Source organism: Syntrophaceae bacterium, assembly GCA_013177825.1.
GTDB lineage: Bacteria > Desulfobacterota > Syntrophia > Syntrophales > PHBD01 > PHBD01.
Genome location: JABLXX010000005.1, coordinates 78,924 through 91,132 on the forward strand (window position 1 = coordinate 78,924; position 12,209 = coordinate 91,132).

Here is a 12,209-nt window from a genome sequence, read left to right on the forward strand (position 1 = left end):
GGCGGCGTGATTCACCCGTAACGACCGGGGCCGGCGGGAAACCGCCGGCCCTTCTTTGTTCCTGACCTGTGCCATAAAGGCGCTGAACGGCCGGTCCGGAAGGACTCTTCCCTCCCCGTCATCCATGGGGGCGCGGACGGAATGGAAACAGGTCGAATCGTTGGTTGCAGCGCATAAAATAAGCTGACCTGTTTTCTTCGGTTTTCTTCACGACCGGATCATGACGAGCATCATCTTGAAGGACTTGACGGCCTGGAGCGCATGGGGCTCGCCGGCGGGCATGATGATCATTTCACCTGCCTTCAGCCGGTGCGGCCTGCCCGAAATGGAGATTTCCGCCTCGCCGTCCAGAACCAGAACCAAGGCATCGAAGGGCGCCGTGTGCTCGCTCAGACCCTGTCCTTCGTCGAAGGCAAACAGGGTGACCGTCCCGGTTTTCCGCCCCAGTACCTGCCGGCTCACCACGGAGCCCTCCTGGTAGGCCGCCAGGGCCGCTGTCTCAAGCACCCTGCCCCGGAGATCCGCCTCTTTCGCATCGATTCGTTCCATGGTTTTACCTCCATCAGGAGAAGGGGGCAGGCTTGAAATCCGCCCCTGGAATTATTTCAGGATTGCCGCCAGGTCCGCCTCCGCCGTTGTGATGGGCATGAGGCCGAAGTCCTTCACCAGGACATCCAGAACGCCCGGCGATACGAAGGCCGGCAGGGACGGCCCCAGGCGGATGTTCCGGATCCCCAGGTGGAGCAGCGTCAGCAGGATCGCCACGGCCTTCTGCTCGTACCAAGACAGGACCAGGGACAGGGGCAGTTCGTTCACCCCCACGCCGAAGGCCTCCGCCAGGGCCTGGGCGATCTTCACGGCCGAGTAGGCGTCGTTGCACTGGCCGACGTCGAGGAGCCGCGGGATCCCGCCGATGTCCCCCAGTTCGCGGTCGAAAAACCGGAACTTCCCGCAGGCCAGGGTGAGAATGACCGTGTCGGCCGGCGCCTTCTCGACGAACTCGGTGTAGTAGCTCCGCCCGGGCCGGGCACCGTCGCAGCCTCCCACGAGGAAGAAGTGCCGGATCTTCCCGGCCTTCACCGCTTCCACCACCGCGCCCGCCACGGAGAGGACCGCGTTCCTCCCGAACCCGACGGTGACGGACTTCTCCCCTGTCTCCTCCGTGAATCCCGGCAGGGACAGGGCCTTGTCGATCACCGCGGAAAAGGACTCCCGATCGAGATGCGGGATGCCCGGCCACCCGACGGCTCCGGTGGTGAAGATCCGGTCCGCGTATTCCTCCCGGGGCTTCTGGAGGCAGTTGGTCGTCATCAGGATCGCCCCGGGGAAGGCGGTGAATTCCCGGTGCTGGTTCTGCCAGGCCGTCCCGTAGTGGCCGTACAGGTGCGGATATTTTTTCAGGCCGGGATAGCCGTGGACCGGCAGCATCTCGCCGTGGGTGTACACGTCGATCCCCTTTCCCGCGCTCATGCGGAGGATCTGTTCGAGGTCCATCAGGTCGTGGCCGGAGACGAGAATGGCCTTCCCCGGCCTCGTTCCCAGGGGCACCTGCGTCGGCACCGGATGGCCGTAGGTCTCCGTGTGGGCCGCATCCAGGATCTCCATGGCCCGGAGGTTGATCGCACCGCATTTCAGGACGAGTCCCAGAAGATCCGGCACGCCGAGGCTTTCGTCGAGCGTCGACGCCAGACCCTCGTGGCAGAATCCGTAGACGGCCTCATCCTCCCGGCCCAGGATTCGGGCGTGGTCCGCATAGGCGGCAACGCCCTTGAGCCCGTACGTCAGGAGTTCCCGAAGAGAGCGAATGTTCAAATCGAGGCTGTCCGCCGTCGGGATGCCGACCTCCTCCCCCTGGCGGACGAGACCCTCCAGGGAATCCGCCGGGGCGAACGAGAAGGCCTTTCCCTCCGGTGGTGTGCCGCCCGCTCCAAGAATCTTCTCCCGGAGGGCGTCCCTTCTTTCCGCACATTCGCGAACCAGCGCGGCGATCCTCTCGGGATCGAAGTTGACGTTGGTCAGGGTCGCAAAGAGAGCCCGCACGGTAAACGGGCCGGCCCCGGAATCGACAAGTCCCATCCGTCGGGCCGCGAGCACGGTCCCGGAATATCCCTTCAGGGCATGAACCAGCAGGTCCTGCAGGACCGCCACCTCGGGAGGCTTTCCGCACACACCGCCTTTTTCACATCCCGTTCCTTTCGCCGTCTGCTCGCACTGAAAACAAAACATGGCATCCTCCTGTCCCGGCGCATCGGGGGCGCCGTCCGTTTTCGGAATACATAACCCGCTGCGCCGCGGCAGTCCTTGACTTAAATCAAGAGTTCTGCTCTTTTCCTCCCACGATCCCCATGAAAGGAGCCCCCGATGGAAACCGCCTCCTGGCTGACAGGACAGATCCGCGAATTCGCCCGGACAAGCCCGGACAACTCCCTCAGGAATCATGGCGGCGAGAGGGCCTGGCAGGAGCCGCTCGTGGGGTTCGCCGGCGGGGCCGATCCCCTCTTTGTCCGGCTGAAGGAGGACATCGGTGATTTTTACTGGACGCCCGGGGAGATCTTCAGCCTGACCTTCCCGGACCGGCCCTTTCTGCCGGAGGACCTGACCGTCGCCAGCTGGGTTCTTCCCCAGACGAAGGCGACAAAGGAAGACAACCGGCACCTCGACGAGCGCCCCTCGGAGCGCTGGGCCCGCTCCCGGAAGTTCGGCGAAGAGTTCAACGTACTGCTCGCCCGCCACGTCGTGGACCGGCTCCGGGAAAAGGGGATCGACGCCGTGGCCCCGTCTCTCGGCTCCCCCCTCTGGGGATGGCGGGAGTCGACCCGGTACGGGTTCTCCTCCACCTGGTCGGAACGGCATACCGCCCATGCAGCGGGCCTGGGCACCTTCGGCCTCTGCGACGGCCTCATCACGCCGGCGGGAAAGGCCATGCGCTGCGGCTCCGTCGTGGCGGCATTTCCGTCTTCTCCTCCGGCGCGGCCTTACCGCGATCATCATGCCTGGTGCCTCTTCTTCACCGATGGAACCTGCGGAAAGTGCATTCCCCGCTGCCCCGCCGGGGCCATCACGGAGCAGGGGCACGACAAGAGCCGATGCCGGGCCTTCCTGTTCGAAACGGTGGCACCTTACACGAAAGAGCGGTTCGGGTTCGAAAGCTATGGCTGCGGCCTCTGCCAGACGGGCGTTCCCTGTGAATCGCGCATTCCCTTGAAGGCATGAAAGCGCATCACACCATCGGCCTGCTCCGGAGCGGCCGGCCCGTTACCCTTGCCGCCCTGGGCGATTCCCTGACCCGGGGCTGGATGGTCCGCAGGGGATACCTCGACTACCTGGCGGAGATGCTCCGCCGGGAGTACCCGGCCTGCGATCTCCGGATCGTTAACGAGGGCCTCCCCGGCGATACGGCGGACTGCGGCCTGTACCGGCTCGAGACGGACATCCTGGACGTGAAGCCGCACTGCGTCCTCGTCCAGTACGCCATCAACGACGCCTCCCTGGGCTTCACGACGGGCCAGTTCAAGCGGACCATCCGGGGCATCGTCGAGAAGATCCGCCGCGCTGGAGAGGCAGAGATCGTTCTTGTCACGTCCAGTTTCATCGGCGACAACCGTGAGAACGGCATCGTGGAAGAGTATTACGGAGTTCTCGCGGACCTCGGAGCGGAGGAGGGACTGCCCGTCGCCCGAGTGCACGAACACTGGAAGCGGAAGGTCGCCGAGGGGGTGGACTGGCGCTCCCTTGTCCAGTTCGACTTCGTCCACCCCACCATGGAGGGTTACCGGTACATGGCCGAGGCCGTCATGGAGATTTTCCGGGAGGATCACGCGGAGGGACTGCAGGAAGCCCCACAGCGCTGATGGAATCACGGCGGCGGCGCGGTCTGCGGGCGGCGCCGAACAGCGGATGAATTCAAAGGAGAAGCAGATGCCCGTAACAGACTTGATCTCGACGCCCGAGGACCGGCGGATCCTGCGACGAATTCTTACAGCCGGCCGGCATGGAGCCGGGAGCGCCGATGGAGGGGAGCTGACCGCCCGCCTGGGCCTCCTGTTCCTGGGCGCACCTTATGAAGCGTCCACCCTTGAAGGAGGGAAGGGCTCCCGCGAACCGCTCGTGATCAACCTGCAGGCCTTCGACTGCTTCACCTTCGTGGAGTCCGTGACCGCCCTCGCCCTGACGATCCTCGTCGGCAAAACGTCGTTCGAGGCCTTCGCCGAAAATCTGGAGCGCCTGCGTTACCGCCGGGGAATCCGCGGGGACTATGCATCCCGCCTCCATTACTTCACCGACTGGCTCGGCGACAACCGGCGGCTGGGCATCCTTCGCGACGTGACCCGGGAGCTGGGCGGGCGTCCCCTTCCGAAACCGATCCGCTACATGTCGGACCATTCCGGATCCTACCCGCCCCTGGCCGACGGGACATTGCTGAACGCGGTGCGCCGGGCCGAACGCAATCTCTCGAGGCGGTGCCGGTATTTTCTTCCGAGGGACGTCATCGAAGAAGCGGAACCGCTGATCCGGGAGGGAGACCTGATCGGCGTCACCACCGCCGCAGAGGGCCTCGACGTCGTCCACGCCGGCCTGGCCGTCCGGAGGAGCGACCGCCTTCACCTGCTCCACGCATCCCGGCCCGGGGGTGGGGTTGTAATTACGGGAGAACGCCTGCACCGCTACGTCGCCGGACGCGGGGACGCCACCGGTATCGTCGCGGGCCGGCTGAGACCGGCGCAGCAATAGACTCCGGCATCCCGGGTCTCGACGGGCCGGCCGGTTTGCCACGGGACGGGATATCGAGAAAGCGGAAGATGTTTTTTTTACATGAACCTGCCGATGGGGAGAGAGGAAGACCGCGTTCCATCAGGCCTGAAATCGGGGAAAACGGTTTCAGGTCCGATGGAACGTGAATGTTTCGGTGGAAACGGACGCTGCCCGGACCTTCAGTCCGCAGCTCCCGACTCCGGCGTTGCGGACTCTGCGGCGGCGTACATGCCCCGTTTCACTTTCCGGACCTTGCCCCGTTTCTCGGCCGCGTAAATGACGCCCCAGATCTGCTGTTCCGAGAGGCCCGTACTGGCCTTCAGGTCCGACGTGGTGACTCCGGAGGGGTTTTCCCGGATCAACTCCAGAACCCGGTCCGTGTTGGAGGATCCCTGAATCCTGCGGCCTCCCGCCCGTCTGTTTCGCATCGCCGTTTTGTCTGACTTTTTCTCTTTCCCTGCCTTTTTCGCCCTGACTCCCTTCCCGGCTTTTATGGCCTTTTTCGGTGTCCGGCCTTTTCTTCTCCTGGGCTCCTCGCGCACTTCCTGCGCCACCGACAGAATCAGGCTCTGGATCTTGTCGAAGTACGTCTCGACAAACGCCTGGCTGCCTTCTATTTCGATTTCCATGGAAGACGGATTGAACTTGATACGGTAGTTTCCGCCCATACTTACGCCTCCTTTTCATAGTAGTTCATTGTATGTTTTGTGGGAGAGTAAATAACGGATTGAGTTTTGTCAAGATAAATATCTGCTGATATTGAACGTTTATAAAACTCAATGGCAATATCGAGATTTCATCGGCAACTCACAGGCGTCATATCAATCTCGCATATCCCGTCGGATCAGCGAAACGAATCCTCCGGTTACAGAAGCAATGGTCGAGCAGAGGATTTATAGTCCGATGCATCCGTGCATCATGGAACTCAACACAGCCATGCGGATTTCCTTGACAGAAGAACCATGGAGAAGTCAAGAATGCGTCCAGCATCCGGCAGCTCAACCGGATGCATTCTTGCGAGGGGTGGGGTTCATGAATCGAAAGGAATCTTTTTCCGAGCAGTTTCTCCTCGGCGGCTCTCCGCAGCATGACGGGTCTTCCCTGTCGTCGGTCCTGCGTACGGACCGTCATGCGGAGGGCTGGAACGGAATCCCTCACGGCGGCTTTGCCATGGGTGTCTTCGTCGAGCTGGCGCTCCGGGCCATGGGAGAATCGTCGTCTTCATTCCCGGACCCCTGGACGGCCGATTTCCGGCTTGGGGGAGCGAGCCTGCGTCGCGGAGACCGGGCCGACGTGAAGGTCGAAGCCACGGAGAGGGGTGCGGAGGGCGCCATCACCGTTCCGTCGTCGGATGATCCCTATATGACGGCGGTTTTCCTCCGCGGCGAGACCGACCAGGAGTCCCTGGCGGCATTCCGTTCCCTTCTCCCATCCTCCCTTCCCGATCATGAACGGGACGGCATCCCCCTCCCCTTCTATCGGGAATGCCTGGTCTGCGGCACGGAAAGGGAAGTCCCCGGCCTCAAGCGGCGACTCTTTCTGGCACCTCCCCCTGCGCGGAAAACCGTCTTCACCCGGGCCGGCTTCGATGAGCGGGACAGAGAGAGTTTCGATCGATTTCAGAAGGATGGAATCACTCACCCGGTCGCCCCCCTGGCTCTCCTGGATGAAATCCTGGGCTGGGGCGGTTTCATGCTGGCGGGCCAGGGAGGCGTCACGGTCCGGATCCGTTTCACGTTCCTTCGCCGGATCCTCGCCGGTGAAAAACTGATCTTTCTGGGCCGGGGCGACCGCGTGCGGGGCACATCCCCCTCGCGCATGCTCTTTTGGGCATCCGGCGGTGCAGCAGCCGTCCATCCCGACGGCGGTCTGGAGCCGGTGGCGACGGCCGCAGGCCAGTTCATGGTCGTCCCGGAATTGACAGAGCAGATGAAAACGACACTCCTCCCCCGCGAATGGACGGACCGGGCCTTCCGCCTTGCCGGCCCCGGGAAATAAAGCGGACCTATTTTCCGGGACGTTCAAAAATGGCTGGATGCAAGGCGCCCGCAGGCTTGAGCCGTGAGTCGTACACATACGTACTTCGAGCGGCGAAAGACAAGGGCAACGAAGCAGACGGCCGTTTTTCAGCAGCCCGCCTTCCTCTTCTTCACCCCAAGGGCCGTTCAAAAACGTCCGGATGCAAGGCGCCTGAAATCCCGAGCCATGAGTCGTACTTTTTCGTACGTCGAATGGCAAGGGATGAGGGCAACGAAGCAGACGGGCGTTTTTCAACGGCCCGCCTTCTCTATTTTGTCGAAGTGGTGCAAATCCGCATATGCGCTGAACTGGCCGCCCCAGCGCCAGCCCCGTTCCAGGAAGGCCCGGACGACGGGGTGGCCTTCCGACAGCGTGCCCGGCACCTCCGGACGCCAGGATGCGCCGGGAGGGGTGATCCGGCCGTCGCGGTAGAGCACGGGGTTCAGGAAAGGGTTGATGTCGACGGCCCGGCCGAAGGCGTGATTGGAAAGGCGGTCCGTCCCCTCGACGACGCGGTAATTGAAGGCGGAGGAGTTGTTGTCCGCCATGGAGGCGTCGTCGGACCAGCCGTAGCGGACAACGGGCACGACACGCGCGACGGGAAAGCGAAGCGTCTGCATGAGCCGGAAGATATACAGCACCTCCGCCTCCAGGGTCTCGTGGACGACCAACTGGCCCCGATGATCCCGGCCGTCCAGGCCGAGGTACTCCACCTCCAGCAGGCGAAGGCTGCGCAGCACCTCCTCCGGCGCGGCCGTCCCCGCCACGGCCTCGCCAAACGTCATGGCGCTGTCCGCGATCACGCCCGCCGGCCCGCTCCCTGCCCTCATCACTCCTCCTTCAGGCATTTCCCGGCGCAGGAAACCCCCGACAGGGAATGCTCCCGGAAGGAATCCAGGACCTTCTCCACGGCCCCGGCATCGGCCGATACGTCGCGATAGATCTCCCGGATCAGGGCCTCGTTCATCCGCAGGAAGTCCGTCTCCCTGGCTGTAATGATGGTCCCCGCCATTTCCACGGTTCCCGGGCTCACGAGGATCTGTTCCTCGCCTTCCCGGAAATAGGCCTCCGGCCGGCCCTGCCGCCGGGGAAACAGAAACAGGGTCCAGCGGCCGTCGCGGAAGCGGCCGAGCAGGTTCATCATGGGCTTTCCTGGCGCCGGGGGGACGCGCTCCAGGGCGTCGACGACCTCGGTGAGCATCCGGGAAAGCGGCTCCTCGCGGGCGCCCTCCAGCGTCAGGAGCGTCCTGCCGGCGTGGGCTCCGAAAGACAGGAGGATCCCCTCCCGCTCGTGCACCGGTTTCAGGTTCCAGACAGCCGGTGAGTCCTTCTCCACGGGCAGCGCCCCCGACGGGACGGCCTGGAGGTGCAGATGGTCCGGAGCGGAGGCACCCGACAGCGGCCCATTGAAGAACACGGACCACACCGGGGAGAGCCTCCGGGCGAGGCCCGGCAGGACGCCGAGGATCGCCCGGACGTCCTGGAGGCGGTGTTCCCGGTGCACCACGGTCAGGTGGCGGGGAAAAATCGGGTAGGGGTTGCAGAGGATCCACCATTCGTCGAGGTACAGGATGCTCTCCTGCTCCCGCGGCCGGTTCTCCGGACAGAGGAAGCAGGGCCGCCGGGCCACGGCGGCCGGATCCGTATCCGCGTTCGTGCTGTTGATCCGGCCGGGATTGAAGACGACATTCACCGTTCCGCCGTCCAGCCCGAATGCCCGTTCCCAGACGCTCGCCAGGGCCACGCTGTTCTCCGCCAGGAGCGGCCAGGTCATCATCTGCCCGGCGTGGAGGCGGAGGCACAGGTCGGGAAGGGATTCCCCGCCTCCATCCCCGGGGTAGGCCATCGTCTCGTTCGCATCGTCCATTCGTTCCATCAATGCTATTCCTTTCGCCTTTCCATGGTCCGACGGTTCTTCCGCCGGCGGGCCGTTATTTCGAGGGTCCGGAGCCTGTCCTTGTAGGCGTCGTTCCGGTTCGCCGCCTCCACGGAAAGGGCGGCGTCGGTGTTGCCGCCCCACCGCCGGCACAGGTAGAGGGATTCGTAGATCCGCCCGATCCGGTAATCCCGGGAGATCCGCAGGGCCACGGCGTAGTCCTCCCCGTAACCCACGTCGGGAAAGCCGAAGCGCCGGAGCACAGCCGTGTCGAAGGCCCGGGGCGCCCCCAGGCCGTTGATCCGGAGGGCGTTGTTCCGGCCGTTGCCGGGCGTCCATTCCCTGTGATCGATGAGTCCCGGAGGGATTTCCTCGAGCCGCTCGTTCACGAGCCGGTAGGAGCCGACGACCATGGCGTATGGGCCCTCCCGGAGGAGGTCCACGATCCGCTGCAGCGCGTCCGTCCCTTCGTAGAGGTCGTCCGAGTCGAGCTGGACGGCGTAGCGCCCGCAGAAGGGAGAGCGGACCGCCTCGTTCCAGCAGCCGCCGATGTTCAGATCCGTCCGCGCCGGGACGATGTGCCGGAGCACCGGGTTCCGCCGCGCCAGGCCCGCCAGAACCTCCGTCGTGCCGTCGGTGGAGTGGTTGTCCACGACCAGGACGTTGAAGGGAAAGTCCGCCTTCTGGCCCAGGGCGCTGTCGGCGGCCTCCGCCACCGTCCCTTTCCGGTTCTTCACCGGGATGATCACGCTGGCCAAGACCGGAAAGACCTCCCGGGACCGGGGAACCGGACGGAAGACCGGCGGGAGGTACGCCCCGAGCCGCTTCAGGTGGGCCGTCGCCGCCGCTTCGAATTCCAGCTGGGCCTCCCGGTTCCGCGGATCGACATACTCGAAGTGCCGCTCCGCCGCCGTTCCGGTCTCTATTGACGGCATCCCGGCCGCCGTCCGGGAAAAAAGAGCGCGGTCCAGACGGCGGAGCCCGTGGTCCAGGGACAGCTTCAGCCGGAGATCGTAGAAGCCGGCGGCCCGGAAGTCCGGGACGGAGCCGTATTTCCCGAGAACGGACCGGCAGGCGGCCATGGACAGCAGAACGGCCGGCCCGAAGTCGAAACCCTCCCGAATGCTCCCCCGCCGGCAGGCGATAACCGGATGATCCACCCATCCGCCGGGGCCGGACTCCCGGTAGCCGCCGTAGGCCATCCCCGTCCCGACCCGCCGCAGGGCCTTCCGCAGCGCCGAGAGGCTCCCGGAGAGCGGCAGGACCACCGAATCCGGATCGAGGACCGCCAGGGCCTCCTCCGTCCGGACCGCCTCGGGGATCCGGTTCCAGGTCCCGCCGGCATGGAGGGATTCGACCCGCAGGGAATCGACGCCCGGCCGTTTGAGCGGCGGGCTGTTTCCTCCGTTGAAGACGAGAATCCGCACCACCTCCGGTTCGGCGGAAAAGGCATCGATCATCCGGGCGGATGATTCCCGGCTCCCCTGCGGCAGAATGACGGTGATTCCGTTCATGATCCCGATGCTCCCGTGCTGCGATCCCGGGCCTCCTTCAGCGGCCTCCGAAAACCGGGTGGCGGGCCGCGGCGAAGGACACGATGCGGCTCCCCAGGGCGCCGTAGGAGTATCCCGCGGCCTCGGCGGAGCAGGCCACGCTGGCGTCGGCACTGATGTCGGCGTTGGGATTCACGTCCAGGACGTAAAAGACGCCGTCCCGGAGGCGCAGGTCGATCCGGGCATAGTCCCGGCATCCCGTCGCCCGGTAGGCCTCCCGGGAAACCGCCGCCAGGGTCTCCCGCTCCGCCGGTTCGAGGGGCGCCGGGAGCAGGGTCCGGATGGCCGTATAATGGAAGGATCCGGGGACGAACTTGGCCTCGAAGGTGCAGAGGCGGTCCTGAAGGCGGCCGATGTCCGAGTAGTCCATCTCCACGGCGGGGAGCATCTCCACGGGGCCGTTGCCCCACAGGACGGCCCGGAACTCGCGGCCGTCGATGAACTCCTCCACCAGGGCCGGCTGGCGCCAGGTCGAAACGACGAAGTCCACCCGGTCCAGCAGCTCCCTCTCGGTCATGACGACGGCCTCGGCGGTGATCCCGGCGCTGCAGTGCTCGCGGAGGGCCTTCACGATGGCCGGGAATCGCCTCCAGCGTCCCCGCTCCGGCACCGCGAACAGGGCGCCCTCGGGAACGGGGACGCCGCGCTCCCCCAGGAGGTTCCGGACGCGGCCCTTGTCTTCGCAGAACGCCAGGGCCTCCGGCGCCGCGCCGGTGTAAACGAAGCCCGCCCCGCCGATCCGCCGGGCCGCCTCGGCCTCGCTCCGTTCGATTCCGGGAATGGCCTCGCACCAGTTGAAGACGATCCACCCGGCCGGGTCCAGGTTCGACAGGGCATTAAAATCTTTCTCACCCCGGACGGAAACCTCCCGGACCCGGTGGCCTTCGCCTTCCAGGGCGGCAGCGAGCCTCCGGGTCTCCCGGAGGACCTCCTCCTGCGCGCCGGCGTCCCAGGATTCGTCGAGGTTGTAGACCAGAAGCACCGGCTCAGGCGACAACATGAATCCCCCTTTCCGCCAGCGCCTCCCGGCACCGTGAGAGCAGGTCCTCCAGGCGGGGAAAACCGCCGTGCCGGCGGGCCGCCTCGGCAAGGTTCAGGAAGCCCCGGGGGATATGGTCCAGGAACTCCCGCTTCCCCTTCCGGAGCCCCAGGAATCCATAGGCCCCCATGGCCTGGAGGAGCCGCTGGACCGAGGCCTCCCGGAAGCGGGACGCATCGTCCCCGGCAATCTCCGGCAGCCCGCCGAGCCCGGCGTACCAGAACAGCATCTCCATTCGCTCATCCTCGGCCAGCGGCACGTAGGGATCGTACAGGAGCGATCCGAGGTCGTAGAGGGGATTCCCGAGGCGCATCCCCTGGAAGTCGATCAGAACCGGCTCTCCCCGGAGGATCATGACGTTCTTCGACTGGAAGTCCCGGTGGACGAGGCAGGGCGGGACCGCAAGCAGCCGCTCCGCCAGGGCCGACAGCTCCTTCTCCAGGGCCTCCCACTCCCGGCCGCCCGGCCGGATTCCGCAGACGGCGTAAACGAACGATTCGAGAAAATACTCCCGCTCCCAGCGGTACAGGTCCGGCCCGAACGAGGCCATCAGGCCCAGCTCTCCCGCGGCTTCCTCCGGCCGGGGATACCCGTGGAGATGGTGCGCCGCCTCCAGAACCTTCCCGTAGAGGGCGCGGCGGACCTCCCAGGGGGCGTCCCGGAACGACCAGAGATCGGCGTCGCCGGCATCCTCCAGGAGGACGAAACCGCGCTTGGGATCCTCGGCGAGAATTTGCGGCACGGGGACGCCGATTCCCAGGAGGAACCGGGCCGTCGCCGTAAAAATCGTGTTTTCCCGGCCCTCCGGTCCGTACTGCATCATGACCGTCGACGATCCACCGGGTCCCGCCACCCGGTGGAAGGACCGGTCCGACCCTCCGCCCGCCAGGAGCGTCAGTTCAACCGTCTCCTCCGCTTTCAGGGACAGGACCTCTCGCAGCCAGGATGCCGCTTCTTGAGAAAACATCGT

At 65.3% G+C, this 12,209-nt stretch carries 12 protein-coding genes; 4 read left to right on the plus strand and 8 right to left on the minus strand.

The genetic code is table 11. From position 1 onward, the window contains the following. Positions 1-207 precede the first annotated feature (207 nt). Positions 208-549: a cupin domain-containing protein gene (locus HPY65_11320; protein ID NPU85068.1), complete on the minus strand. Its 342-nt coding sequence runs from the start codon at positions 547-549 to the stop codon at positions 208-210. A 51-nt stretch (positions 550-600) separates the two neighbouring features. Next, entirely contained in the window at positions 601-2,226 is a 1,626-nt protein-coding gene (hcp, locus tag HPY65_11325; protein ID NPU85069.1) for a hydroxylamine reductase, read from the minus strand. Between the two features lie 135 nt (positions 2,227-2,361). On the opposite strand from hcp, the gene HPY65_11330 reads away from it, so the two are divergent. The 3 genes from HPY65_11330 to HPY65_11340 all read left to right on the plus strand — a co-directional run bounded on the left by HPY65_11330 (position 2,362) and on the right by HPY65_11340 (position 4,731). Beyond that, entirely contained in the window at positions 2,362-3,213 is an 852-nt protein-coding gene (locus HPY65_11330) for an epoxyqueuosine reductase (GenBank protein ID NPU85070.1), read from the plus strand. Next, the gene (locus HPY65_11335; GenBank protein ID NPU85071.1) at positions 3,210-3,851 is read left to right on the plus strand and encodes an SGNH/GDSL hydrolase family protein; all 642 of its coding nucleotides are present in this window, start codon (positions 3,210-3,212) and stop codon (positions 3,849-3,851) included. The genes HPY65_11330 and HPY65_11335 overlap by 4 nt, the downstream gene beginning before the upstream one ends. A 67-nt stretch (positions 3,852-3,918) precedes the next feature. Then, complete coding sequence (locus tag HPY65_11340) at positions 3,919-4,731, plus strand: DUF1460 domain-containing protein (protein ID NPU85072.1); 813 nt, start codon at positions 3,919-3,921, stop codon at positions 4,729-4,731. 200 nt (positions 4,732-4,931) lie between these two features. Here the strand turns inward: HPY65_11340 and HPY65_11345 are convergent, their stop codons facing one another. Further along, positions 4,932-5,420, minus strand: a complete 489-nt coding sequence (locus HPY65_11345; GenBank protein NPU85073.1) for a hypothetical protein — start codon at positions 5,418-5,420, stop codon at positions 4,932-4,934. A 364-nt stretch (positions 5,421-5,784) separates the two neighbouring features. Here HPY65_11345 and HPY65_11350 point away from each other — a divergent pair, with 364 nt between their 5' ends. Then, positions 5,785-6,750 carry a hypothetical protein gene (locus HPY65_11350; GenBank protein NPU85074.1) on the plus strand — a complete coding sequence of 322 codons (966 nt, stop codon included), beginning with the start codon at positions 5,785-5,787 and terminating at the stop codon, positions 6,748-6,750. A 272-nt stretch (positions 6,751-7,022) separates the two neighbouring features. Here the strand turns inward: HPY65_11350 and HPY65_11355 are convergent, their stop codons facing one another. The 5 genes from HPY65_11355 to HPY65_11375 are packed head-to-tail and all read right to left on the minus strand — an operon-like array spanning position 7,023 to position 12,206. Continuing rightward, positions 7,023-7,601, minus strand: coding sequence for a M15 family metallopeptidase (locus HPY65_11355; GenBank protein ID NPU85075.1), 579 nt, complete (start codon positions 7,599-7,601; stop codon positions 7,023-7,025). After that, positions 7,601-8,647 carry a DUF4922 domain-containing protein gene (locus tag HPY65_11360; GenBank protein ID NPU85076.1) on the minus strand — a complete coding sequence of 349 codons (1,047 nt, stop codon included), beginning with the start codon at positions 8,645-8,647 and terminating at the stop codon, positions 7,601-7,603. Before HPY65_11360 ends, HPY65_11355 begins: the two co-directional genes overlap by 1 nt. A 5-nt stretch (positions 8,648-8,652) precedes the next feature. After that, positions 8,653-10,161, minus strand: a complete 1,509-nt coding sequence (locus HPY65_11365; protein ID NPU85077.1) for a glycosyltransferase family 2 protein — start codon at positions 10,159-10,161, stop codon at positions 8,653-8,655. 37 nt (positions 10,162-10,198) lie between these two features. Beyond that, positions 10,199-11,200, minus strand: coding sequence for a hypothetical protein (locus tag HPY65_11370; GenBank protein NPU85078.1), 1,002 nt, complete (start codon positions 11,198-11,200; stop codon positions 10,199-10,201). Next, the gene (locus HPY65_11375; GenBank protein ID NPU85079.1) at positions 11,187-12,206 is read right to left on the minus strand and encodes a phosphotransferase; all 1,020 of its coding nucleotides are present in this window, start codon (positions 12,204-12,206) and stop codon (positions 11,187-11,189) included. Before HPY65_11375 ends, HPY65_11370 begins: the two co-directional genes overlap by 14 nt. Positions 12,207-12,209 lie beyond the last annotated feature (3 nt).